This is a genomic window from Chryseobacterium sp. MEBOG06 (genome assembly GCF_021869765.1).
Classification (GTDB): domain Bacteria; phylum Bacteroidota; class Bacteroidia; order Flavobacteriales; family Weeksellaceae; genus Chryseobacterium.
Genome location: NZ_CP084580.1, coordinates 2,466,847 through 2,492,377, shown reverse-complemented (window position 1 = coordinate 2,492,377; position 25,531 = coordinate 2,466,847). Strand labels below are relative to the sequence as shown.

Genomic DNA, 25,531 nt, shown 5'->3' with positions numbered 1-25,531 from the left:
TTGTTTTAAAATTTATGTTAGTATTATTTTTTGCAGTGAACGTGAGCGCTATTGTTCTTTACTGCTGACTATTTTCTTTTTCTGTTAGCAAAATTAAACTTCAAGCCTTACATTTGCACGGTATACAGCGAATTGTATGGTACTAACAAATTTGTAAGTAATGGGAAAGATAAAAGAAAATTCAACCAACAGCATCAACAGACAGTATATCCATGAGTGTGATTTGACCTATGCCGTCTGTAAGATCGGAGGCAGATGGAAACTTCTGATTCTTGATAAGTTAAAGATCGAAAAGCTACGGTTTAGTGAGCTTAGGAAATCTATTTTAGGAATAACGGAAAGGATGCTCACTTTACAGCTGAGAGAGCTTGAAAAGGAAGGGTTGGTAAAAAGAACGGTTTATGCTCAGGTTCCGCCAAGAGTAGATTATGAACTTACAGATATTGCAAGAGAACTGATCCCAATATGGAATTCCCTGAGTGAATGGGGTGGAAAACACAGAGAATTGATCCAGGAACAGGAAGAATCTGAATAAAATCTCCCCCTGATCAAAGATATTCACCAAATAAATATCTTAAAATTTGTTAGTTTAAAATATCAAAAACATAAAGACCTAAGTTTTCTCATATCAATCTCTGATAAAATTGAATGCATTACATTTATGTCTTTATGCGCTTTTCCAGTAAGAATTAAGTATTTAAAGTATGCTTGTTTACTTTATTACAGAAAAGGATATGAGCGATGAGCGCCAGCACTCCAAATACTGTCCCTACAAAGCAAACACCTCCCCATTGTGCTTTTTGCCATGCAACAGAAGCTAACCATGTTCCCAGAGAGCCTCCAATAAAATAGGAAACCATATATACCGTATTCAGTCTGTTGACGGCATTGGATTTTATAAGGAAATAGTTCGTTTGGTTCATAATGTGGCTTGACTGTACGCCAAGGTCTACCAAAATAACTCCTATAATAAGCCCCCAATAGGTTTCTCCTGCAAAATAAGTGAATCCCCAGCTTCCTATAACAATCAGTAATGAATATAGTATAATTCGGTTGATATCCAGATATTTCTGCAGCTTCCCTACTTTAGCTGCTGCTAAAGCCCCAACTGCCCCTGCCAGTCCAAAGCTTCCTACCACAGAAGATCCGGCATTAAAAGGTGGTTTTTCCATGTGGAATACCAATGTTGTAAACAGTGCGCACATAGAACCGAAAGCCATTGCTCCACGGAATGACGCAAGCTGAAGAATAGGCTGTGTTTTGGCAAGGTGGGCTACAGAACGCATCAGTTCTTTGTAGGTTCCTTTGAAATTGGGATGCAGTTCCGGAAGCATTTTATAGACAGCCAGCCAAACTAAAATCATGAGCCCCGCTGCAATACCAAACATCGCTCTCCAACCCCAGACTTCTCCTACAATACCTCCTATGAAACGGGAAAGAAGAATCCCCAGCAAAAGTCCTGACATGACAAGCCCGATATTAGCAGATTTTTCTTTGTCTGATGAAAGCTCAGCTGCTATGGGAACGAATAACTGCGGAATAACAGATGTTGCTCCAATCAGTAAACTGGCTGCGTACAGCATCCACAACTGAGTGGCAAAAGTCATCCATAGCAAAGATCCGAAAACAAGGAACAGATCAGTCAAAATCAATCTTTTACGAAAGAATTTATCCCCTAGAGGTACAATCAGCAATAGTCCTAATGCATACCCGATCTGTGTAAGTACGGAAATTCGACTGGCGGCACTTTCAGAAACCTTCAGATCTTCAGAAATAAGGGCCAGTAAAGGCTGGTTATAATAATTATTGGCCACCACAAGTCCGGAAATAATGGCCATCAGCCATATAACAGTCCGGGAAATGCCATTGGAAGAATTCTCCTGCATACTACAAATAAAGTTTTAGTGAATAGAAAAGCTGTTTCGGATGATCAAAATATGTTATCACATTCAGAAATCTGCTGCTTTTTAAAGAGCCCAAAGGTAGTTATTTTAATAAAAACAAATTATTAATTTAATCTCATATATATATAAACCAAAGTCTCCCAATAAGCATTAATAAAATATTTTTTCAATATTTCTTAGCCTGTATATAGTATTTTACTGCTTTTTACGGATAAAATCGGTGATAAAAACCGGATCATACACTAAGATTGTTTTTGTTGATAATCCTTATTGACGGAAAACCTTTGAAATTTTAGAAATAGTAAGGAAATTTGCAATATGAAAATCATTCCCCTTAAAGAAGGTAATTTCTCAGCAAGCAAAGCCAAAGACTTTACTCTTTTAACAACAGACAATTTTGATACCGTTAAAGGAATTAAAATGTCTGTACAGCCTTTTCTTATCATTACTGAAAATGATTATATCCTTTTAGATGCAGGTATTGGCTGGAAAAATGAAAACGGAACATCAGTAATTTCCAAGATTCTTGAAGAAAATGGAATCAGTCCCGGTCAGATCACAAAACTACTGCTTTCCCATCTGCATAAAGACCACATTGAAGGAGCAGTAAAACTTACGGACCATGGTTTTGAAGCTGTTTTTCCAAATGCGGAAATCTATATTCAAAAGCGTGAGCTGGATTTTGCTATGGAAAATAAAGGGAATCCTTCTTTCGATTTTGATATTCTGGAAAAACTGATTCAGCTGCCCAATGTTATCTGGATGGATGATGATAAGGGAAATATTACTGATGAAATTTCCTACGAAGTCGTGGGAGGGCATACGCCTTTTATGCAGGTTTTCTGGATCAGAGAGAATGGAGAAACTGTTTTCTATGGTGCTGATGATCTTCCGCAAGCTTCTTATTTGAAATACCACCTCGCTTACAAAAGTGATTTTAACGGAAGAAAAGCAATGGAACTAAGGCTCAAATGGGAAAAAGAAGCCAGAGATAATGGCTGGAAAATCCTTCTTTATCACGATCTGGATAACGATGTAATTGAAATCAATGATTAATCTCAAATAAATCATCGGGCTTTCTCACTTTTGAGAAAGCCCGATGATAAAAATATCCTTTTTACTGTGGATTATTTTCTATGATTTCTAAATTCCGGAGATAAGCATAACAGCCTTCAAAGTCAAAATATTTTTCTTTCAGTAATTCTGCCTGATATTGAATCGGTAGATATTTTCCCCATTTTGAAAAATCAATCATCCCAGGAGAATCTTCCAATAATTCAGTAAGGGCATTCGTAATCTCTGAGGCCTGATCCGTATTTTTGAGAGCGATTATAAATTCAGACGCAAGACAACTTTTTATTTCAAATGAACTTTCATTATCGGTGAGTACATTTTCTATTCCCAGCCTGTTTAAAATAAAATGCAGTGTTTTGTTGATTTTAGAGCTTGTAAAAGAATAGAAAGTAAGGTTTTCATTACTTCTTAGCAAAGGTCTGTCTGTTCTGAAATCATTGATTTTAAAAACAGAAAAATCTTTACGTAAAATCTCAATAGCTTCATGCCCTGTCTGATCTAAAAGATCAAATTCCTCTTTTGAAACAAGAATTTCGAGCATCTTTTCCCGGATTTTATACGCTGTGTCAGCAGAATCACCCAGAAACATCGGTTTTTTTCCATCTACAGCAGGAACCACTTCAATTTTCTTTGATTTATAATCAATATCAATGATTCGCCATATCCTGGCAGACAGGTAAATATTTTCATCTTCTTTGATCTGTGGAGTTAACGGGAGTTCTCCGATTTTCACTCCATTCCCTGAAACTTTGAAGAAAACAGGTGTTTCAAAAAGAGTGTAGAAATCTTTACTGTTGACCACTTTTTCTCCTTCAATACCAATGATCAGTTCGCTGCCCAGTTTCTCTAAAAAATCATTAGCTATGAGATAGGTGATTACTTCTTCTATCTGCTCTGCTTTAATATTTGAAAAAGTAATATTGGACGTAATCTCTCCCAACAGCTGAGGCAGAGGAATCCCAGATGTCCCTTTGACAATGGACAAAAGTTGATGAACAAGCACATCATAAGGCTTTTTATTGATAGAAACAGGTTCTATATAATGTTCCTTATATAATAACCAACACGCTAAAGACTGAAGCAAGCTCCATGGTCCTGTAGCATATAGAAACAGATTACTGGCTTTACCTTCCCTTCTGCCACTTCTCCCGACCCGCTGGATCAGAGAAGCAATACTGTGAGTGGCATCAATCTGTACCACTTCATCTACATTCCCTATATCAATTCCCAGTTCCAGAGTTGATGTACAGGAAATACAAAAGTTTTGTAAAGTAGAATTTTTTGCAAAAAACTCTACATATTCACGAACTTCCCGGTCTACAGATGAGTGATGGGAAAAGTAATTCTTATGACCTCCTACTCTTTCAGAGATCTGTTTCAGCTTTACAGCAACTTCTTCTACTCTTCCTCTTGCGTTGGGAAATATCAAAACTTTGCTGTCTCTTGTCCGGGTATACAGATCTTTCAAGAGTGGTAAAGGCAATTCATCAACCGTTCCTGCAAAATATTTGAAAACAGCATTGATTGGTTTCGGCGTACTATCTCTTATAATCTTTGTACGATCCGGATCTCCGAGAAAGTCTTTAAGCTCCTGATATTGATTAGCATCACTTACCGTTGCTGACAGCCCCACAATATTGAATTTCTTCATATTAACTTTTTGAAGACGATTCAATAGCGACTGCAGGTGAGTACCCCGATCGGAACCTAAAAAAGAATGGATCTCATCAATAACAATGTATTCCAAATTAGAGAAAAGATGGTGAATGTTGTAAGGTTTATTCACAAACATGGCTTCTAAAGATTCCGGGGTAATGAGAACAATCCCTTCCGGAGCTTTAAGCAGTCTGTCTTTGGCTCCCCGCGAGGCTTCTCCATGCCATTTCGTTACAGGAACATCCAAATATTCACAAAGGTTTCCGACCCGTAAAAACTGATCGTTAATCAGGGCAATCAACGGAGAAATATACAATACTTTTACTCCCGGTTCTTTAAAATTGACTTTTGATAAAATAGGAAGAAAAGCAGCTTCGGTTTTGCCTGAAGCTGTTCTTGATATTAAAATATAATTATTGTCAGTGGAAATAATCCTTTGGATAGCCGCTTCCTGAATAGGTCTTAAACTTTCCCATTTTTTATCACGGATATATTTTCTGATAGGTTCAGAAAGCTGGTCGAATGCTGTCATAATTCCTCAATACTGTCTAAAAGAACAAGATCATCCGGCCTTTCGTCAGCAATTTCAATTTCTCCAAAAAGTATTCTTTTATCCACGTCAGGATTTTGTCTGATGATGTTCAGGATATTCAGGAAATCACGAATGACCTCCCTTGGCGTAAGAAATTCTGCGGCTCCGGGTTTATTGAATATTTCTTCCATAAATAAGGAAATTTCTTCATCAGTAATATTCAGTTCTGTTTTATAATTGAAATCGAAGATCAGCTTGAGTTTTTTAAGCAAAACAAAAATTTCATTATGATTCAAAGGCATCAGTTTAATAACGGGCTGTGCAAAATCACGCAGCTCAGAAGTTTCAAATTTATTGGATTCTAATCTTGTTTTTAAAGCCGGATAGCTGAATAGCCCTCTTCTTTCATTTTCGAGAAATTCTTTCGTTCCTGCAAAATTAATGAATAGATTGGCTACTTTTCCCTGAAAACAATCGTTATAAATAGAGAGAATTTTTTCATAATTCTTCTCACGGGAAGCTGCAACAGAAATTTTATAAAGATTAATGGCCTCATCCAGATTGATCATAAAACCGCTATATCCCATACTCACAAAGAGCTTACAGAAATTCTTCAGCATATCATAGTAGTTGGAATCATTGATGATCTCTCTTATTCCAAGGTCATGTCTGGCTTCCGTTTTCGTAGTGTACTCTCCTTTCAGCCACTTCAGGGCATTTCTACGTAGAAGTTCATCCCCTTTGATATACCCTTCATAATATTTGACAATCGCAGAACCAAAATCAAAACCACCTACTTCTGTAATTTCATTGACTGTTTTTATAATAGAATTCTGAATTAGGCTTAAATACTGATCATTCCTGATCTCCATCAGAGAGAGATGATTTTCTTCAGCCGTTTTTGTAATCACCTGCTCAATCCATTTTTCAAGTAAGGTCTGCAATGCTCCACCTTCGGGTTTCGTCTGGATGGCAATATTATCCATGATGGCAGAATATAGAATGACGCTTTTCCCATCATTGGCATAGAGCCTGTTATCTGGTGTAAAATCTGCATTGGCTACTACAAATTTTTGCTTTAAAGCTACTGTATTCAACAAATGAAGCATGAATGATTTTCCGCTTCCGAAGTCTCCGATCCAGAATTTTACCAGGCTGAGACCATTTTTCACATCTTCCAAAGAGCCTATAACAGCGTTAATCTCCTCAGATCTTCCCACGGTAATATGCTGAACTCCAATTTTAGGTACTACCCCGCTTACCAGAGAGTTGATAATGGAAGTTGCTTCTTTGGGTTTAATATTGTCAATCATTATTTAAAAGTTTTTGGTAATAATTTGTGCTAATAATAAAATATTCATCTTCTTCTTCAATCAGGACATCATCCAGGGTCTCGAAACAGCATTCATTAATAGAATCTATTGCAGAGCCCATAAACAGACCTTTTGTTTTTATAAAATCTCCAAAATCACACTGAAGTATATTGAAACTGTTTTTCTCAAATAGATCCAGAATTTCCTTTTGAATATCTGATAAATTCAAACTATCAAGATATTTGGAAGTTTGATTTTCAGAAACCTGAGGACTTATGGTAATAGTAAGTTCTTCTTCTTCCTTAGTAATTTGAACAGTTTCTATAAAAGTTTCGTCTTCATCTTCAGTATTGAGAATCTGTCCCAGAATATCCGCTGTTTCAGAATCCTGGGCCTGGATATCTTTAATGGCTTCAGGATCAATCGTAATTTTTTTTCTTTTAGGCTGATAAAGAAGGTTGGCATTTTCAATAGCGTTTTCCAGATTTCTGTCTGCAATGAAGTCATTCAGAATTTTCTCAAAATCGGCAAGCTGTTCCCGGGTTGAAAATAAGCTCTTCTGAATCGTTTTGTTCAGTGGTCTCTGATCAAATCTGGATGAGTTGAGATCTTTTTCCAGATAATGGATATAAAGCCGCAATGCACAGGTTCTGTCATAGTCTGCCGCAAATTTTGAAGCCTCAAAGAATATAGCATCAGCAGATGGATTTTTCACGTTCACCTCTACAAGTCTGAAAATTTCTCTTTCAAAAGCAAGAGGATTTGAATAATCTTCTTTAATCAGGTCAAATTTGGTCTTCCATCGGCTGGTATTATTTTCGTTGAGAATAATATTCGTCTTATAATCTGCATCCAGAATCTGATGCTGATTTTCTTTCAGAAAGATTTCAAGTTTAGAAACTATTTTTTTGTTGTATTGATGAAGAATATCAGGTTCATTATAGTTAAAATCAGTATTAATTTTTCTTTTAATACCATAGATTTCACGGACATTATTTTCGCACAGTTTCAAAATATGGTTGAAAATTTCCGTTTGTACAGAATCATAAGTGTAGCTGTAGTTCAAACTTTCTTTTCTGTAATTGTAACGAAGGCAAACGATGATTTCCGATAATTCATCAATGACTGTCAGATAAGATTTATTGACAGGAATACAGTGCTGATAAAGGTAATCAACCGCTCTTAAAAACTGTTTTAATATCTGGATTTTACAGTATTCAATCTCATTAAATACATTTCCTGAAAAGGACATTTTATCCAGTATTTTAATCTGATCTTCGGTCAGATTCAGTTTCCTGCTGTATTTTTTACCGATTTTCCATGAATCAGTATTATAAGATCCGTTCTGATGAGGTATGGGTTCACTTTCGGAAAGATAAATATCATTCCTGAAATGAATCGGGATATCAGTATTTCCGGAGACATCGATAATAAAATCATCGGTATGTAGAGAATGGTTATCGTTCTGCATGGGTCATCAGGCTGTTAATTATATAACCTTCTTTTTGAATAATTATCTCCCTGATCCGCTGTCGTGAACATGAATATTTGTAGGTCCGAATTTTCAAAACTGGTCATCTTAATACATTTGAGTTATTGGTTAATTAGCTTCCCCTAAAGGAAAGATAAATGTTCTAATATAGCAATATATTGCCTCAAATGTACTGAAAACGGGTAAAAATTCTTTACGGAAAACCGTAATGGAGTTGGAAATTTAAGCGGAAAGTTTAAAATTAGGATGGCTGTTCTACCTTTTATAATTATTGAATTGAAAGCTGAGAATTGAAAATGAATATGATATGTTTTTATCATTGATATTGGCTGCTTACCACCCCTTCACTCCTATCGAACTTAAAATTTTCAAATTTTCCAACATTAAAACCCAAAATATTACTCCAGATCAAGCTGTCTCTGAAATTCTTCCATATATTTCGCAAGATGGATTCCATCTGCTAATCCGTGATGGGCTTCAACAGAAACAGGAAGATATTTTTTACCTTCACGAATATTGAATTTTCCAAAAGCAATCTTCGGTATAGATTCACCCGTATTAAAGTCTGTAGGATGCAGAATGGCACTGAAAGAATTCCATGGAATGGTGGTATGTCTTACATGGTCTTTTCCCAGTCTTTCATTGCTTATGCGAAGTCCTGAAGTTTCATGTACTCCTTTTATTTCTTCCTGCAGAGCGGCATTAAAGGTCTCAAAATCTTCTGAGAAACGGGTAAATGAAAATCCAAAAGTCCCGTCTGGTCTGCCAATCGTACTTCCAGCATGAACGGTATCAAACTGAACAACCTGTCCGTCAATAATTCTTAATTTTAATTCATCAACGGTATTAACAGCAACCATAGATTTGTAAAAATAATAGGCAAAGAATGAATACCCTTTACTTTTTGCTGTATCATAAGCTTTAGTACAGTCTACTTCTGTTGTAAATCCAAAGTATGGGCTTGCCATTCCTGAAAAAAATTCAAAATGCTCCTTTCTGTTCCATTTTTCAAGGTCTACGATCTTCATTGATTTTTTATTTTGCTGCAAATTTCAGGATTTTTTATCGGTTTTCAGGTCTGACAGCCAATAAATTTCAAAGCAAATGATCAGTTTTTTTTCTTAAACAGGCAGGCAAAGCATAATTATTGCATTCGAATAAGAAAGGATGAGAACTGATGCTTTTGTCAGCATTTTTATGACTCATTTTTTCAAATATAAAGTCTTTAAAACGAAGATCATTAAAAGCTTTTATTTGACTCAACAATCATTTAATTTTTTAGTATTATGAATGTACAAAACCTTAAAGGAAATCATTGGTCGGCAAGAAAAGTGGATCATATTTATATTGTAAGTATTACAAATCATTCCCATATTGTAGAAACCTTAACAGACTTCGTCCAGAATCAAAAAATTGAGGCAGGAGAAGTTACCGGAATTGGTGCTGTGAGTGAAGCGACCCTTCGTTTTTTTAATCCTTCCACTAAAAATTATGTTGATAAAACGTTTAAAGAACAGATGGAAGTAACCAATATTTCCGGAAATGTATCAGAAATAGAAGGAAAAATAATGCTTCATCTTCACATTACTTTAGGCAGAGAAGATTATACCGCACTGGCAGGTCATCTTTTGGAAGCCAGGATTCAGGGCGCTGCAGAATTTATTTTCTATCCTCTTAATACAAGAATGGTAAAGGCTAAAAATGAAGAAACCGGGATTAATCTTTATGATTTTGAACAATAGTCTTCAAAGTCTTATTTTTGATGAAATATTTATCTGATGTTAGACGTCCTTCTTTCCCATATTCAGAATAAGGTTGATATAACCGAAGATCAGAAAAAACAGCTGCGGTCTTTCTTTACTTTTAAAAAGCTTAAAAAAAAACAATATCTGCTTCAGGAGGGAGATATCTGCAAATGTTTGTCTTTTGTAAGTAGAGGATTACTCAAATCCTATTTTTCGGATGAAAAAGGAAATGAACATATCAATATGTTTGCCTTTGAAGGCTGGTGGATATCCGATTTCAACAGCTTTATTCATCAGGAAAAAGCGGTTCTGAATATCGATGCGGTAGAGGAAACGGAGATATTGATGATCACATTGCAAGATTATGATAAAATGCTGTCAGAAATCCCTGTAATGGACCGGTATTTCAGGATTTTGTATCAAAACAGCCTTGTCACGAAAGACTACCGGCTAATAGTTTCCAACAGCTATACGGCCGAAGAAAAGTACCTTCAGCTGGCACAGAAAAACCCTGAAATGATCAAAAGGGTTCCACACAACCTTATTGCCTCTTATCTTGGGCTGGCTCCGGAAACGATAAGCAGAATACGTAAGAAGATTTCCCTGAATAATACTTGATCCAGATCAAGTCAAATGCATGATTCAGATCAAGTGCAAAAGCGTGATATCAGCCATAATTTTGTTAAGAAATTTTACAACAATACTTATGGAAAATATTGCATTGGTAGTAGGCGCTACCGGAATTACTGGAAGTAATCTTGCAGACGAATTAATCGCACAGGGCTGGACTACCTATGGACTGTCCAGAAATCCGAATAACAATATTCCAAATCTTCGCCCCATTAAGGCAGACCTGATGGATGAGCAAAACCTTACGGAAGCATTGGAAGGAATCTCTCCTACGCATGTTTATTTTACAACATGGATGCGAAATGACACTGAAGAGGAAAACATCCGGGTCAACAGTTCACTAATCAGAAATCTGCTGAATGTCTTATCAGAAAAAAAATCAGTTCAGCACGTTGCCTTGGTAACAGGGCTTAAGCATTATCTTGGGCCTTTTGAGGCTTATGCTAAAGATGGTATCCTTCCTGAAACCCCAGTGCGTGAAGAACATCCAAGACTTCCTCTTCCCAATTTCTATTACGCTCAGGAAGATGAAGTTTATAAAGCTTCTGAAAGAGATGGTTTTACATGGAGCATCCACAGACCACATACAGTTGTAGGCTATGCCGTTGGGAACCTGATGAATATCGGAACCACTTTAGCAGTCTATGCAAGTATATGTAAAGAAACCGGACGAAAGTTGATATGGCCCGGATCTGAAGCTCAATGGAATGGTATTTCTGATGTAACAGATGCGAAAATATTGGCCAAACAGCTGGTATGGGCAGCTAGTACTGATTCTGCAAAAAACCAGGCCTTCAATATTACCAATGGAGATGTTTTCAGATGGAAATGGCTCTGGAAAAGGCTGGCAGACTGGTTTGGAATTGAATCTGAAGGTTTTGAAAATACAATAAGACCCCTGGAAAAAGAGCTGGAAAATGATCATCAGATTTGGAAAGAAATAGCTAAAAAATATAGTCTGAATGAGCAAAATATTGACCGCTTATCTTCAGCCTGGCATACGGATCTTGATCTTGGAAGACCTCTGGAAGTGATGTGTGATATGTCCGGAAGCAGAAAATTAGGCTTTTCAGCATTCAAAAGCACTGAAGATTCTTTTATAGAAGTATTTGAAAGACTGAAAGCTGAAAAAATGATTCCTTAAACAGGATAAAGCATACCGTTTTTCTTACAGGTAGAATATCATCTTTCAGAGTATCTTTACTTAAGAATTTCTCGAATATGCTTAATCTTCGAAAGATTTATAATTACCGCGAATGCACGAATCAAATAAAATTCGTGCATTCGTGGTTAATAAAAGATATCTTAAATTTTTAATTTTCTTATGGCTGTAATTTTGTGTCTTATTATTTCCTGTTATCACCTGACTAAACTTCTGTAGTGGTTACACCAAACTGTTTTTTAAAAGAAGAATAAAAATGTGACAAATTCTCAAATCCCAGATCAAGATAGATATCCGAAGGCTTTTTGTCTTTATTTTTTATTAAATAATAAGCTTCTTTTAATCGTTTTTCTTTCAGCCATTGCTTCGGGCTCTTTTGAAATGATTTGTCAAAATCTCTTTTAAAACCGGAAAGACTGCGTCCTGTAAGCCGGGCAAAAGTGTCTACGGAAACATTAAACATGAAGTTTTTGTTCATGAATTCCTCAATATCAATCTTATGTGCCTGAGAAAAATCAAAAAGAAGGTTTTTAAGATCAGGATTACTCAGCAAAAGAAGTTCTATGGCTTCTTTTACTTTTAAAACAGCCAGCCCGGGTGGTATACTTTCTGTTTTGTTGATATAGGGTACAAGCGAGGCAAAATAGCTCTTAAAAAACTCGTCCGGTTCAAAAAAAAGCCTTTTATAATCAGGAAAAGGAGTTGCTATTCCTATTTTATTTTCTGCTGCATACCGTCTGAGAGTTTCATCGTCAAGAGTAATAGATACAAACTGGTATTTTTGAGTTTTCGAAGGATGCTTTATTGTTCGGATCAGCTGGTTTTTCCGTACAAGAACTACGGTATTCTCTTTTATCACAGTTTTGCCCTGCTCATGAAAAGCATGTGTTTCCCCTGATATCTGAAATCCCAGAAAATGGTCAGGAATAAACTCCTCATGTCCACGGTAAGATTCAAAGGAACATGAATAAGCCAGTTTATCAAATATGATCTCAGACGTTTTTTCCATTATACAAATATCTGAAATTTAAGCTATAACAGATGCTCCTGTCACAGCAATTTCCTTATCCTGTTCAGGAGTTCCTCCGGATGAACCTATAGCGCCTATTACTTTTCCATTTTTATTCTTTATAACAACACCTCCGGCAATGGTGAGAAGTCCGTTATTCGAATTCAGCATTCCATAGCTTTGAGGGCCAGCACCTGAAATAATATCTCCCATTATCTCACTGTCAATTCCAAACATAACAGCAGTTTTCGCTTTTTTAACAGCAAAATCAACCACACCATAGACGCTATCCAGCCTTGCGAAGCTCATAAGATGTCCTCCCGTATCTACAATCGCAATACTTACAGGAATGTTGAACGCCTTAGCCTTTTCTTGAGCTGCAGAAAGTACTTTTTCAGCAAGTTTATAATTCATTTCCATTCTATTAGCTTTTTACTGTCCAGGCATCAGCCTGAAGCTGTTTTACAAAATCTTCAGTATCTTTGGGATGTACATTTCTGAAATTACTGTCATCATCCAAAGCTACATTCACAATAACCTGTGCCATTGACTGCGGATCCAGCTGATGCGCAAGAGATTCTGCTGCTGCATCAAAAGCTGATTCAGGCGTGAAATTTACCTTCGGATTATACCAACGGAATATGGAATCTACTCCCCTGTCATTGAAACCTGTTCCAAAAACACCCGGATTACAGGTCGCTATTTTGATATTAAATGGAGCGAGTTCTGTTTTTAATCCTTCAGCAATTGATTCCAAAGCGTGTTTTGAAGCGCAATAAGCGGCCACGTAAGGAACAGTCCATAAACCTCCCATTGATGAGGTGAAGACAATTTTACCACTCTTTTTTTCAACAAACTTTTTGATGAACCCCTGAGCAAGTTCCAATGCACCGAAAACATTCACTTCAAACATGGAACGGATAATGTCTACAGGCTGCTCGGCAACAGGGCCGCCTTCCATAATACCTGCATTGCTTATTAAAATATCAATATCATATTTGTTCAGTATATAAGCAATATCCCTTGGATTCATTACGTCAAGTTTATCAACTGTAAGGTCTATATCCAGCTCTTTCGCTTCACGGATCAAATCACTCATCTGAGGAAAAACCTGTGTGGTGGCAATTACTTTATGTCCTTTTTTGGCAAGATCAAATGCGGCAATTTTTCCGAATCCGCTTGCGGCGCCTGTGATCAGAATTGTTTTGTTCATTGTATTTTTTTTAAAATGATGATACAAATTTCAAAGAATTCCGGAGGATCAGTATTGGTAAGAAGTTCATTTTTTATTGCTCAAAAGCTCACTTATCTATCACTTTTTTTCATAGCGAAGATTAAACTTTATTTATTGTTAGATTTGTAACCTTCAAAATATTTATAAGTAAAAACTAAACCATGATTAAAATTAAAACCTTTTTTTTAGTTTTCATAGCGTCTTCTACTTTTGGCTTTGCCCAAAACTGTACATGTGAAAGTAATTTTCAATGGGTAAAACAAACCTTCGAGGAAAATGATGCAGGATTTCAATACGTCATTGATAAAAAAGGTAATTCAGCATACCAGGCGCATAATACCGATTTTCTGAATAGGATAAAAAATGTAAAATCAGATGCTGAATGTACACAGACTATCTATGACTGGATGAAGTTCTTCAGATCCGGACACCTTTCAATATCAAGAATTGACAATAAAACCCCGCAAACCCAACCCTCTCCTAGACAACAGCCTCAAACAGAGCTTGTAAAAATAGATCTTGAAAAGTTTAAAAAAGAAGTTCAGTCTAAAAAGAGTTCTGACATTCAAGGTATATGGGAAGCTAATCCTTATACCATAGGAGTTAAAAAGCTCGGTGATACTTACAAAGGTTTTATTATTAAATCCAGTGCTGACAATTGGAAGCCAGGCGAATTAAAATTCACGATAAATGCTGACAAAACAAAAGGTATTTATTATTTAAGAGACAAATCTGGTCAGAACATAAACCATATTGAATTGATCGGAAAAAATTATCTTGAAGTCGGAGATTTTACCTTAAAAAGAGTTTCCCCGGTATTTGAACGTGAAGAAGGAATTGAAACGTATTATGAAGCTATGCAGGCTCAGGGTCCGTTTTTAAAAGAACTTAATAAAAATACCCTTCTTTTAAGAATACCCTCATTCAATGGTGCCATAAAAAAGCAGATAGACAGTGTAATTACCACAAATAAAGCAAAAATAGAAAGCACAGAAAATCTTATAATAGATATCCGAAATAATGGCGGGGGAAGTGATAACAGTTTTGCCAAAATCATTCCTTATCTCTATACCAATCCTATTAGAAGTATAAGAACACAAATGTATTCTACCAAACTGAATAACCAGAGAATGCTTGATTTATATGAAAACTATGAGAAGTATGGAATTCCAATTGAAGAAAGAGAATATCTAAAAAAGGCTTATGATAAGCTAAATGCCAATCTGGGCAAGTTTATCACAATACAGGGTGACGGCAGTCCGGTAAGTATAAACAAATTAGATAAAGTTCTTCCTTTTCCAAAAAATATAGGAATTATCATCAATAACGGCAACGGAAGTACAGCTGAAGAATTTTTACTTGCAGCAAAGCAAAGTAAAAAAGTGAAACTTTTCGGGACTACTACAGCCGGAGTACTGGATATTTCAAATATGTACTTTGTCAATTCTCCCTGCAACGAATTTAAAATGGGATACAGTCTCTCCAAAAGCTTCCGAATCCCGGATATGGCGATAGACGAAAAAGGTATTCAGCCGGATTACTTTATAGACAAAACAATTCCTGTTTATCAATGGATTGATTTTGTAAGTGATGTACTTAATGAAAAATAATAGAGCAGGTTGTTTCCAGGAGAAGCAGCCTGTTTTTTTATGTCAGATATTTATATTCATGGTATTTGAACTTTCCTGCGCTTTAAACATAGAATAAAGAATGAAAACTTGGTGCTTCTGCCGTTTTTGAACCAAAAAAACACTAATTTTTAGTGAAAATTTCAACTCATTATTCTAATTTGGTTAAGTTTTTGAAGCTTATCCTACAAACCAATCACACCATTGAAATTAATCACATTTACCAAAAAAGGAATTTACTGTCCGCAGGGAAAATTCTATATAGATCCATGGAGGCCCGTTGATATGGCTGTCATTACCCACGGACATGCCGATCACGCGCGCTGGGGAATGAAAAAATACCTTTGTCATCATTTTACAAAACCTATTCTCTACCAAAGAATTGGGGCTGATATAGAATGTCAGAGTATTGGATATGGTGAAGCTTTGATGATCAATGGAGTCAAACTTTCCCTTCATCCTGCTGGGCATATTATTGGTTCAGCACAGGTAAGGCTGGAATATAAAGGGTATGTAACCGTGATTTCGGGGGATTATAAAATTCAGGACGATGGTCTGAGTACTCCTTTCGAGCTTATAAAATGTAATGAATTTGTAACTGAGAGTACCTTTGGGCTGCCTATTTACAATTGGCTGGAAGTTCCTGAACTCAATCAAAAGCTTCAGAACTGGGTACTGAAAAATCAGGAAAATAATAAAACTTCAGTGTTTATCGGATATTCTCTTGGTAAAGCTCAGCGTATTATGAAAGCAGTTGAAGGATTGGGGAAAATATATGTTCATTATTCCATAGGAAAACTAAATGAAGCTTTCGAAACCGTTGGGATCAACCTTCCGGAGTATACGATTGCTGATTTCAGAGAACGCCCTAAAGAAATGGAGCATGAAATTGTAATTGTTCCGCCAGCTCTGTTAGACAGTAACATCATTAAAAAGATTCCAGATCCCGCAACAGCCCTATGCTCCGGCTGGATGCAGGTTCGTGGCGCCAGACGGTGGCGGAGCGCAGATGCTGGATTTGCCATGAGCGACCATGCAGACTGGAAAGGCTTATTACAAACTGTAAAAGCTACTGAGGCAGAGATTGTACATGTTACCCATGGGCAGACGGAAGTATTTTCAAAATACCTTAATGAAATCGGAGTCCGGGCAGATGTTGTGGAAACCCTGTTTGGTGAAGATGACGAAGAGACAGAAAAGGAAACCATTGAAAACAAAGGGCTATGAGACATTTTGCAGACTTAATCAACGCCTTGGAAACCACCAATAAAACCAACGCAAAAATTGAGGCCATTATCGATTATCTGGAACGTGCTCCGGATGAAGATAAAGTATGGTTCATTGCTCTGTTTACAGGAAAAAGGCCCAAAAGAAATGTCAATACCAATTATATGAAAGAGTGGGCACTGGAAATCACCGGTATTCCGTTTTGGCTGTTTCAGGAGAGCTATTCTTCTGTAGGCGATCTTGGAGAAACCCTCTCATTGATTCTTCCGCCACCTCAAGAGAAAATTGAACGTACTTTATCACAATGGATGAATGATATTGTCAATTTAAAAGATAAAACAGAGACTGAAAAAAAAGAATTCGTACTCAATTCATGGAACGGCCTGGATTACACAGAACGATTGATTTTCAATAAATTAATTGGCGGAAGCTTCCGGATTGGTGTTTCCGATAAAACATTAATCAATGCCCTGACAAAATTTTCCGGACAGGAATCCAGCACACTCATGCACAGCCTGATGGGGAAATGGCAGCCGGCTGAAGCTTCTTTTCAGGAACTCATTTCAGCTGAAAATATAAACCCGGACAATTCCAAACCGTATCCTTTCTGCCTTGCCTATCCTCTGGAAAAAAAGACTGAAGAACTTGGAGAACCGGATGAATGGCTGGTAGAATATAAATGGGATGGAATACGCGGTCAGATTATCCGCAGAAATGATGAAGTCTTCATTTGGTCAAGAGGAGAAGAGCTTGTTACAGAACAGTTTCCTGAAATCGCTGACACCATTAAAGCAATGAAAGGGAATTTCGTTTTAGATGGAGAAATACTTGCGGTAAAGGAGGGTAAGGTTTTAAATTTTAACGAATTACAAAAAAGATTAAACAGGAAAACTTTAACTAAGAAAATGCTTTCCGAAATCCCGATCGAAGTATTTGCTTATGATCTGCTGGAACTTGAAAATAATGATCTCAGAGAAAAATCTATTTCAGGAAGAAGGGCCATGCTTGAAGAATTATTATTAAATCAGAACCCTGAGAACATCAGACTTTCCCAAAGTATAGGTTTTGAAAAATGGGAAGAGCTGAACCTCATCAGAGACCATTCAAGGGACGTCAACAGTGAAGGGCTGATGCTTAAACAAAAAAACTCCCCCTACCACTCCGGACGGAAGAAGGGAGACTGGTGGAAATGGAAAATCAATCCATTCACTATTGATGCTGTTTTGATCTATGCACAAAAAGGAAGCGGCCGAAGGAGTGCTTACTATACGGATTATACTTTTGCCGTTAAAAATGGGGATACGCTGGTAACTATTGCCAAAGCATACTCCGGATTAACAGATAAAGAGATTATGGAAGTAAGCAGATTTGTAAACAAAAATGCCATTGAGAAATTCGGGCCTGTGCGAACGGTAAAGGCAGAACTTGTTTTTGAAATAGCCTTTGAAGGAATAGGTTTCAGTAACCGGCATAAAAGTGGTGTAGCACTGCGTTTTCCAAGAATTGTACGATGGCGGAAAGACAAAACCGTGGATGAAATTGACCATTTAGAAGAAATCAAAAAATTAATACAATAATTTGGCAGCCTTTGAACATACCGACGGATTTAAGATCATTCAGCAATGGATGAAGGATAAAGGCATATCCCCTTTTAAATTCCAGATTGATACATGGTGGAAGTTTGGTAACGGCTATAGCGGAATGGTTGTAGCGCCTACGGGATTTGGGAAAACTTATTCTGTTTTTCTGGGTTTGATTTCAGATTTCCTGAACCATCCGGAAAACTATAAAAAGGGGCTGAAAATGATCTGGATCACTCCACTTCGGTCTTTGTCTAAAGATATTGCCAAAGCAATGCAGGAAGCCATTGACGCAATCGGGCTTGATTGGGCTGTGGGGGTAAGAAACGGAGATACTGATCCGAAAGTAAGACAACAGCAGATAAAAAAAATGCCGGAAATTCTTGTCGTCACCCCAGAAAGCCTACACCTTCTTTTGGCTCAGAAGAATAATGAAACTTTTTTCCGTGATATTAAATGTGTCGTTGTTGATGAATGGCACGAACTTTTAGGCTCAAAACGAGGGGTAATGGTAGAACTGGGAATATCACAACTCAGAAAATATATTCCGAAGATTAAAATCTGGGGTATTACCGCAACCATCGGTAATCTGGATGAGGCAATGGAAGTTCTGATTCCGTATGACATTAAAAAAGTAAAAATTACCGCCAAAGAACATAAAAAAATAGATATCATTCCTGTTTTCCCCAATGAAATTGAGATATTACCCTGGGCGGGACATCTGGGAAACAAACTGGCGGATAAAGTTGTTCCGATCATCCTTGATTCCAGATCTACAATTGTCTTCACCAATACCAGAAGCCAGAGTGAGATGTGGTATCAGCTATTACTGGATGCTTATCCTGATTTTGCGGGGCAAATTGCCATCCACCACAGTTCTATTGATGCCCATTTAAGAATCTGGATCGAAGAAAATTTGAGTTCGGGAAAATTAAAAGCCGTCGTCTCAACCTCATCACTGGATTTGGGAATCGATTTCAAACCTGTTGATACTGTTATTCAGATTGGTTCGGCAAAAGGAGTTGCCAGATTCCTTCAGCGGGCAGGACGTAGCGGGCACTCGCCTTTTGAAACATCCAAAATTTATTGTGTACCTACCCATTCCCTCGAACTTATAGAGGTTTCAGCTTTAAAAGAGGCTGTGAAACAAAATGTTGTAGAACCCAGAGAACCTCAGGTTTTATGTTTTGATGTACTGGTTCAGTTTCTGATGACGCTTGCTGTGGGTGATGGTTTCTACCCGGATGAGGTCTATGAGAGGATAAAAAAAGTATATGCTTTTCAGGAGATAATGGATGAAGAGTGGCGGGGAATTCTTGAGTTTCTCACCATCGGCGGAAGCGTTTTAAAAAACTATGAAGAATTCCATAAAATTGTCATTTTGGAAGACGGCTTGTACAAAGTAACCTCACGGAAAATTGCAATGCTCCACCGTATGAATATGGGAGTCATTGTAAGTGATGCAATGCTGAAAGTAAAATTCATTTCCGGTGGTTATGTCGGAATGATTGAAGAATATTTTATCTCAAAACTGAAAAAGGAAGAAAAGTTTATTCTTGCAGGACGCACGCTTGAAGTAGCAATTATCAAGGATATGACAGTTTATGTGAGGGCTGCAAAAGGAAAAGCTCTCGTACCAAGTTATCTCGGTGGCAGACTGCCCCTAAGCTCAAATCTAGGGCATTTTCTAAGAGAAAAACTGTCCCATGCATTAAATCCTAAAGCTTCAGAAAAAGAATTGAAATTCCTTCATCCGCTGTTGATCAATCAGGAAGAAAACTCCCATATTCCAAAAGAAGATGAATTTCTGGTAGAGATGATCAGAAACCGTGAAGGCTATCATTTGTTTATGTATCCTTTTGAAGGCCGTCTGGTGCATGAAGTAATGGCAGCATTGATTGCTTACCGGGTTTCAAAACTTGCTCCCATCTCTTTTTCTATGGCAATGAATGACTATGGATTTGAGCTCTTCAGCGATAAGGAAATTCCACTCAATGAAGACAATCTCCAGCAGATATTAAGCAGAGATAATCTTATGAATGACGTGATAGCAAGTATTAATTCTGCAGAAATGGCAAGAAGAAAATTCAGGGATATAGCTGTTATCTCAGGAATGGTAATCCAAAACTATGCAGGCAAACAAAGATCAAATAAATCTTTACAAAGCTCCGCAGGACTTATTTTTAAAGTGCTGGAAGACTATGATTCCAATCATTTCCTCATCAAGCAGGCCTATACTGAAGTTTTTAATATGCAGCTTCAGGAACAGAGACTCGTGGAAGCCTTTAAAAGAATTGAAAAATCTGAAATTATTTTAAAGCATTCCCGTTCTTTCACTCCGTTAAGCTTTCCTATAAAAGTAGACAGCTTACGTCAAACCCTTTCCAGTGAAGGGCTGGATGCGAGAATTAAAAGAATGCTGAAACTGTAGGTAAAAGGGGAAAATGCGAAGTTGAAGGTTGAAAATGATCTATCTGAAAGAGGTATTGTTTTTAGCTTAAAAATAAATCAGAAGAAGAATAATATTCATTTTAAAATAGCTTTATCCCAAACCTGTCATCAAAATAATAATTACTCATCCGATTGGCGGCAATCGTCTGGAATGTTTCCGTATTTTATAGTTAAAATCCTTTGAAAAGTTTAATAATCATCGTAACTTAGAGTATCTTCTCTGAAGGTTAAATACAATATACAAATGGCAAAATTATTCTTAGTCCGTCACGGACAGTCACTCTGGAATCTGGAAAACCGATTTACAGGATGGCAAGATATAGATATTACGGAAGTTGGGATTGAAGAGGCAAAAAAAGCAGGAATTGCACTGAAAGGAGAAATTATAGATATTGCTTTTACTTCTGCTCTGATCAGGGCACAGCATACTCTCACTATTATTCTTGATGAAATGGGAAAGAGAAACATTCCAATCATCATTGATAAAGCCCTGAATGAGCGCTCTTATGGAGATCTTGAAGGGCTCAACAAAGCTGAAACTGCCCTGAAATATGGTGATGAACAGGTTTATATCTGGCGTAGATCATATGATGTGGTCCCGCCGGGAGGAGAAAGCCTTAAAGACACCTACAACAGGGTTATTCCCTATTATGAAAGTCAAATTTTACCGGTTTTGAAAAAGGGAAAGAATGTATTAATCGTCGCGCACGGAAACAGTCTCCGGGCGCTGATTATGTATTTGGAACATCTTTCTCCGGATGAAATTCTAGAAAGGGAAATCGCTACCGGAGTTCCCCTGACCTATATCTTTGATGAAAAATTTCATTGCAGCAGAAAAGGAAACTGATTTTTTTTGAAAAATATTTAGTTTATTAGCATAAAAAACAAATTTCAATACCATTCATATTTTTTAACTTCATCTTATTATCAGTGTTTATAGCCACCAAAAAAATTACCGTCCAAAAGGAGACTTTCATTCTCACCAATCAGCGGGCTGCATTCCTTGAAAAAGAAAAAGCATTAGTCCTTTCTGATCTTCATATCGGAAAAACAGCGCATTTTCGGAAAAACGGGATCGCACTTGCCAATCACATCATGAAAAGTGATCTGGAAAGGTTGTCGGCATTGATTGAATACTTTCATCCCGACAAATTCATTGTGGTTGGAGATTTGCTGCATGCAGGCGACAATTCTGATGTGGATGAGTTCTGCAGGTGGAGAAATCAATATCCTGAAATAGAATTTTATCTGATAGAAGGAAATCATGACCGCATTTCAAAATCGCTGGAGAAAAAGCTTTGTTTAAATTTGAGAACAGCTTCCCTGGAAATGGATAAGTTTACTTTCATTCATGATTTTGAGAAAACAAAATCTGAGTTTCAGATTACCGGACATATTCATCCTGGAATAGTTTTAAACTCAGCTGTAAGTAAAATAAGACTCCCCTGCTTTGCTCTTACTGATCATCAATTATTATTACCTGCTTTTAGTGAATTTACAGGATTGGATACCAAAAATCTGCCGAAAAAGAGCACATTTTTTGTTTTTACGGATACTGATATCTATGAAATATAGAAGCACTTCCGAAAACAAATACTTAACCGGAGAATAAGATACTCTATCGACGTTTGCCTTAAAATTAAAGAAGTTATCCCCAAAAGTGAGATCACTTCTTTTTCTTTTTGAATTAGTGGCTGAAAGAATAAATCATTGCAAAAAAGAAAGGTCATTATTTCTTTCTGCTTAAACGGATGCTGTACAGCGTTATAAATACGGTAACAACCAGAAATAATGCGCCTATCCATGGTGTACTTTCCAGTCCCAAGGCTGAAGTCACAATAATCCCTCCTGCATAAGATCCGATAGCAATACCAATATTGAATGCGGCAATATTAATTCCTGATGCTACATCTTCGGTTCCCGGAAGTTCTTTCTCAGCGATCTGTACTACCAAAAGCTGCAGCCCCGGAACACTTGCAAAAGATAAAGCTCCCAGAAAGAAAAGAGTAATGATACTTAGTAACGGACTGCTTACCGTAAAATAGAACGCCAGTAATACTAATGCCTGAGCTGCAAACATCCACAAAAGTGCTCTTAATGGATTTTTATTGGCAACTTTACCCCCAATCAGATTTCCCAAAGCAATTGCCACTCCATAGATGAGCAGTATAAAAGTTACTGTAGTCTCCTGAAATCCTGTTATTTCCTGTAAAACAGGTGATAAGTAGGTGAATACCACAAATGTTCCCCCATATCCCATGGCAGTCATTAAGAAGGCGAAAATCAATCGTTTATTAGCCAATACTTTAAACTGGCTTTTTAAAGAAGCTGTTTTGCCATTCTTTAAATTATTTGGAACGAGCAGCAGGCTGGCGGCCAATCCGATTATACCAAGAATAGAAACACCTATGAAGGTTGCTCTCCATCCGAAATGCTGTCCTATAAAAGTTCCCAATGGCACTCCTGTTACAATCGCCAGGGTAAGTCCGGCAAACATAATAGAGATAGCAGTTGCTCTTTTTTCCTCAGGAACCAGTGATGCTGCAATGGTAGAACCTATCGAAAAGTAAACCCCATGTGCAAATCCTGTCAGTATTCTGGCCAGTATCAGGGTTATAAAACCGGGAGCAACAGAGGCAAGTCCATTTCCGATTACAAATAACAGCATGATTGAAACCAAAAGTTGTTTGCGGGGAATTTTACCTGTTAAGGCTGTTAAAATCGGTGCTCCAATCGCTACCCCTATTGCATAGAGACTTACCAATAAGCCTGCTGAAGGGATCGTGATACCCAGGTCTGCTGCAACTGTGGGAAGAAGTCCCACGATCACAAATTCCGTTGTTCCTATGGCAAATGCACTTATAGTAAGTGCCCATAATGCAGCAGGAAGACCTTTATTTTTGAGGCTTTTTGAGGCCGGGCTGATCTGTATTTCTTTTTGGAAATTCATTGTATTGTCATTTTATTGATGTTGACAGTGCAAATTTCCGACGAAATAATATATTATAAAAATTATTTAAATTGTAGCAATATATCATAATAATGATAGTTTGTCATTTTACATAAAAAATCCGTTCCTTTGCAAAAAGCCAAAGAATCCTAATGAAAAAATCAGAAGTAACCCGACTGAACATCCTTCAGAAAGCCTTTGAACTCATCTACGCAAAAGGTTATCAGACCACCAGTATAGATGAGATTATTGCCACTACGCAGGTTACAAAAGGTGCTTTCTATTATCATTTTAAAACCAAGGATGAGATGGGTCTGGCAATCATCAATGAACTTCTGAAAAATAACTTTAAAAGTACTTTTATTGAACCGCTTGAAAACAGTGATCATCCATTGGAAACTATTTACAAGATGGTATATGGTATTTTAATGGAAAATGATCTTTTGAAGGTTGAGTACGGCTGTCCGACTTCCAATTTTACACAGGAAATGGCTCCCTGGCATACAGATTTCACAAAAGCACTGAATGCACTCTCCTCACGCTGGGAAAATGCTATGATCAACTGCATTGAAAATGGTAAAAAAGAAGGTACCGTAAAACAGAATGTGAATGCCAAAGAAATTGCTGTATTTGTAATGTCCGGCTATTGGGGCGTACGTAATTTAGGAAAACTGGAGAATTCAAAATCAGTTTATCTTATTTATTTAAAAGGACTTAAGTCTTATTTTCAATCATTGGAATAATTTTTTGCACAAAAACATACTAATTAGTATGTTTTTTTATATATCTTTGGTGCATTCAAAAAATGAACAATGTACCAGACCCTTACATTTTTGCACTCCACATTCCGGTGGGTGGTTTTGTTAAGCATGATCTACGCTTTATGGAGAGCTTACAGAGGCTGCTTTTATCACAAAACATTTTCAAAAACGGATGATTCTGTGCGTCACTGGACTGCAACAGTTGCTCATATTCAATTGATCTTAGGGATCATTCTCTACATTAAAAGTCCTGTTGTTAAGTATTTTTGGAAGAATTTCAGTGAAGCGAAAGAATCTCCGGACCTACTGTTCTTTGGATTGATTCATATCGTACTTATGATCTCGGCTGTTGTTACACTAACCATTGGTTCCGCTTTGTCCAAAAGAAAAAGCACAGACCCTGAAAAATTCAAAACGATGCTTATCTGGTTCGCAGTCGCGCTGGCTGTTATCTTTATAGCAATTCCATGGCCTTTCTCTCCTTTTGTAAACAGACCTTATTTCAGATAATTATGACACATTTATTAAAAACAAAAATCGGACGCCTGAGAATTCTGGCTATTCTGGAAGGGATCTCTCTTCTTACTCTTGTATTGGTAGCTGTTCCAATGAAATACTGGCTGGGAAACCCTGCCATGGTAAAGATGATGGGCCCGGTTCACGGAACTTTATTTCTGCTTTTCCTGTTTAATACTTTAAGTGTGGGCGTTGAGCAGCAATGGAAATTTAAAGAAACTACCTGGAAAGTGATTTTAGCCTGTTTCATTCCTTTCGGAACATTTTATATTGATAAAAAAATTCTCAGCAGATTATGAAAAACGTATTGATCTTTTGCGGAATAGTTCTCAGCGTTTATGTTATTTACCGCCTATATAAATATCAGACATTAGATGATGGCTTGAACCAGCTTATTGAGAAAGGTGCCATCATTCTTGATGTAAGGACAGAAAAAGAATATAATATGGGCCATATCGAAGGTTCAGTTAATATTTCACTGGGAACTATAAGGGAAAGATATACGGAACTTGATCCTGATAAAACTTATATCACGGTCTGTTCGCACGGGTTACGCAGTGTAAAAGCTGAAAGTATTCTGAAAGACAGAGGTTTTAAACATGTATATAACGGAGGTGCATGGAGTGATCTTCAGGAAATTATAAAATAAGGAAGGCCGGATCTGGGA

Annotated in this window: 24 protein-coding genes; 15 read left to right on the top strand and 9 right to left on the bottom strand. The window is 37.1% G+C overall.

Features of this window, described 5'->3' with window-relative positions:
- The first annotated feature begins 160 nt into the window (after nucleotides 1-160).
- The gene (locus LF887_RS11395) at nucleotides 161-535 is read left to right on the top strand and encodes a winged helix-turn-helix transcriptional regulator (protein ID WP_236859307.1); all 375 of its coding nucleotides are present in this window, start codon (nucleotides 161-163) and stop codon (nucleotides 533-535) included.
- A gap of 154 nt (nucleotides 536-689) precedes the next feature.
- Here the strand turns inward: LF887_RS11395 and LF887_RS11390 are convergent, their stop codons facing one another.
- Nucleotides 690-1,886 (bottom strand): MFS transporter, encoded by a 1,197-nt coding sequence (locus tag LF887_RS11390; RefSeq protein WP_236859306.1) that lies wholly within the window; start codon nucleotides 1,884-1,886, stop codon nucleotides 690-692.
- A gap of 336 nt (nucleotides 1,887-2,222) precedes the next feature.
- Here LF887_RS11390 and LF887_RS11385 point away from each other — a divergent pair, with 336 nt between their 5' ends.
- The gene (locus tag LF887_RS11385) at nucleotides 2,223-2,960 is read left to right on the top strand and encodes an MBL fold metallo-hydrolase (RefSeq protein WP_236859305.1); all 738 of its coding nucleotides are present in this window, start codon (nucleotides 2,223-2,225) and stop codon (nucleotides 2,958-2,960) included.
- Nucleotides 2,961-3,021: 61 nt separating this feature from the next.
- On the opposite strand, the gene LF887_RS11380 is transcribed toward LF887_RS11385, so the two are convergent.
- The 4 genes from LF887_RS11380 to LF887_RS11365 all read right to left on the bottom strand — a co-directional run bounded on the left by LF887_RS11380 (nucleotide 3,022) and on the right by LF887_RS11365 (nucleotide 8,999).
- Nucleotides 3,022-5,166, bottom strand: coding sequence for a DEAD/DEAH box helicase (locus LF887_RS11380; RefSeq protein ID WP_236859304.1), 2,145 nt, complete (start codon nucleotides 5,164-5,166; stop codon nucleotides 3,022-3,024).
- Entirely contained in the window at nucleotides 5,163-6,479 is a 1,317-nt protein-coding gene (locus tag LF887_RS11375) for an ATP-binding protein (RefSeq protein ID WP_236859303.1), read from the bottom strand. Before LF887_RS11375 ends, LF887_RS11380 begins: the two co-directional genes overlap by 4 nt.
- Nucleotides 6,472-7,950, bottom strand: coding sequence for a tellurite resistance TerB C-terminal domain-containing protein (locus LF887_RS11370; protein WP_236859302.1), 1,479 nt, complete (start codon nucleotides 7,948-7,950; stop codon nucleotides 6,472-6,474). The genes LF887_RS11375 and LF887_RS11370 overlap by 8 nt, the downstream gene beginning before the upstream one ends.
- A 419-nt stretch (nucleotides 7,951-8,369) precedes the next feature.
- The gene (locus tag LF887_RS11365) at nucleotides 8,370-8,999 is read right to left on the bottom strand and encodes a chloramphenicol acetyltransferase (protein WP_236859301.1); all 630 of its coding nucleotides are present in this window, start codon (nucleotides 8,997-8,999) and stop codon (nucleotides 8,370-8,372) included.
- Between the two features lie 258 nt (nucleotides 9,000-9,257).
- Between LF887_RS11365 and LF887_RS11360 the strand changes: the two genes are divergently transcribed.
- From LF887_RS11360 to LF887_RS11350, 3 genes are all read left to right on the top strand, one after another.
- A complete protein-coding gene (locus LF887_RS11360) occupies nucleotides 9,258-9,713 on the top strand; it encodes a PPC domain-containing DNA-binding protein (protein WP_236859300.1) in 456 nt (151 codons plus the stop codon).
- A 36-nt stretch (nucleotides 9,714-9,749) separates the two neighbouring features.
- Nucleotides 9,750-10,334 carry a Crp/Fnr family transcriptional regulator gene (locus LF887_RS11355; protein WP_236859299.1) on the top strand — a complete coding sequence of 195 codons (585 nt, stop codon included), beginning with the start codon at nucleotides 9,750-9,752 and terminating at the stop codon, nucleotides 10,332-10,334.
- A gap of 88 nt (nucleotides 10,335-10,422) precedes the next feature.
- On the top strand, nucleotides 10,423-11,490 hold the full coding sequence (locus LF887_RS11350; RefSeq protein WP_236859298.1) for an SDR family oxidoreductase: 1,068 nt from the start codon (nucleotides 10,423-10,425) through the stop codon (nucleotides 11,488-11,490).
- Between the two features lie 223 nt (nucleotides 11,491-11,713).
- Here LF887_RS11350 and LF887_RS11345 read toward each other — a convergent pair whose 3' ends face one another.
- Genes LF887_RS11345 through LF887_RS11335 form a run of 3 tightly spaced genes read right to left on the bottom strand, consistent with a single transcriptional unit; the run spans nucleotide 11,714 to nucleotide 13,730 of the window.
- Nucleotides 11,714-12,517: a helix-turn-helix domain-containing protein gene (locus LF887_RS11345; protein WP_236859297.1), complete on the bottom strand. Its 804-nt coding sequence runs from the start codon at nucleotides 12,515-12,517 to the stop codon at nucleotides 11,714-11,716.
- 18 nt (nucleotides 12,518-12,535) lie between these two features.
- Nucleotides 12,536-12,937 (bottom strand): GlcG/HbpS family heme-binding protein, encoded by a 402-nt coding sequence (locus LF887_RS11340; protein WP_236859296.1) that lies wholly within the window; start codon nucleotides 12,935-12,937, stop codon nucleotides 12,536-12,538.
- 4 nt (nucleotides 12,938-12,941) lie between these two features.
- Nucleotides 12,942-13,730, bottom strand: a complete 789-nt coding sequence (locus LF887_RS11335; protein WP_236859295.1) for an SDR family oxidoreductase — start codon at nucleotides 13,728-13,730, stop codon at nucleotides 12,942-12,944.
- A gap of 182 nt (nucleotides 13,731-13,912) precedes the next feature.
- Here LF887_RS11335 and LF887_RS11330 point away from each other — a divergent pair, with 182 nt between their 5' ends.
- From LF887_RS11330 to pdeM, 6 genes are all read left to right on the top strand, one after another.
- A complete protein-coding gene (locus LF887_RS11330) occupies nucleotides 13,913-15,361 on the top strand; it encodes a S41 family peptidase (protein ID WP_236859294.1) in 1,449 nt (482 codons plus the stop codon).
- A 222-nt stretch (nucleotides 15,362-15,583) separates the two neighbouring features.
- Complete coding sequence (locus LF887_RS11325) at nucleotides 15,584-16,606, top strand: ligase-associated DNA damage response exonuclease (protein WP_236859293.1); 1,023 nt, start codon at nucleotides 15,584-15,586, stop codon at nucleotides 16,604-16,606.
- The gene (locus tag LF887_RS11320; protein WP_236859292.1) at nucleotides 16,603-18,183 is read left to right on the top strand and encodes an ATP-dependent DNA ligase; all 1,581 of its coding nucleotides are present in this window, start codon (nucleotides 16,603-16,605) and stop codon (nucleotides 18,181-18,183) included. Before LF887_RS11325 ends, LF887_RS11320 begins: the two co-directional genes overlap by 4 nt.
- Nucleotide 18,184: 1 nt before the next feature.
- Nucleotides 18,185-20,617 carry a ligase-associated DNA damage response DEXH box helicase gene (locus tag LF887_RS11315; protein ID WP_262912525.1) on the top strand — a complete coding sequence of 811 codons (2,433 nt, stop codon included), beginning with the start codon at nucleotides 18,185-18,187 and terminating at the stop codon, nucleotides 20,615-20,617.
- Nucleotides 20,618-20,881: 264 nt separating this feature from the next.
- Nucleotides 20,882-21,484: a 2,3-bisphosphoglycerate-dependent phosphoglycerate mutase gene (locus tag LF887_RS11310; protein WP_236859291.1), complete on the top strand. Its 603-nt coding sequence runs from the start codon at nucleotides 20,882-20,884 to the stop codon at nucleotides 21,482-21,484.
- Between the two features lie 83 nt (nucleotides 21,485-21,567).
- Nucleotides 21,568-22,212 (top strand): ligase-associated DNA damage response endonuclease PdeM, encoded by a 645-nt coding sequence (gene pdeM, locus LF887_RS11305; RefSeq protein WP_236859290.1) that lies wholly within the window; start codon nucleotides 21,568-21,570, stop codon nucleotides 22,210-22,212.
- A gap of 154 nt (nucleotides 22,213-22,366) precedes the next feature.
- Here pdeM and LF887_RS11300 read toward each other — a convergent pair whose 3' ends face one another.
- Complete coding sequence (locus LF887_RS11300; RefSeq protein ID WP_236859289.1) at nucleotides 22,367-23,587, bottom strand: MFS transporter; 1,221 nt, start codon at nucleotides 23,585-23,587, stop codon at nucleotides 22,367-22,369.
- 152 nt (nucleotides 23,588-23,739) lie between these two features.
- Here LF887_RS11300 and LF887_RS11295 point away from each other — a divergent pair, with 152 nt between their 5' ends.
- The 4 genes from LF887_RS11295 (at nucleotide 23,740) to LF887_RS11280 (ending at nucleotide 25,513) form a co-directional block, all read left to right on the top strand.
- Entirely contained in the window at nucleotides 23,740-24,330 is a 591-nt protein-coding gene (locus tag LF887_RS11295) for a TetR/AcrR family transcriptional regulator (RefSeq protein ID WP_236859288.1), read from the top strand.
- A gap of 69 nt (nucleotides 24,331-24,399) precedes the next feature.
- The gene (locus LF887_RS11290) at nucleotides 24,400-24,858 is read left to right on the top strand and encodes a hypothetical protein (protein ID WP_236859287.1); all 459 of its coding nucleotides are present in this window, start codon (nucleotides 24,400-24,402) and stop codon (nucleotides 24,856-24,858) included.
- Nucleotides 24,859-24,860: 2 nt separating this feature from the next.
- The gene (locus LF887_RS11285; protein ID WP_236859286.1) at nucleotides 24,861-25,163 is read left to right on the top strand and encodes a DUF3817 domain-containing protein; all 303 of its coding nucleotides are present in this window, start codon (nucleotides 24,861-24,863) and stop codon (nucleotides 25,161-25,163) included.
- On the top strand, nucleotides 25,160-25,513 hold the full coding sequence (locus LF887_RS11280; protein WP_236859285.1) for a rhodanese-like domain-containing protein: 354 nt from the start codon (nucleotides 25,160-25,162) through the stop codon (nucleotides 25,511-25,513). The genes LF887_RS11285 and LF887_RS11280 overlap by 4 nt, the downstream gene beginning before the upstream one ends.
- Nucleotides 25,514-25,531 lie beyond the last annotated feature (18 nt).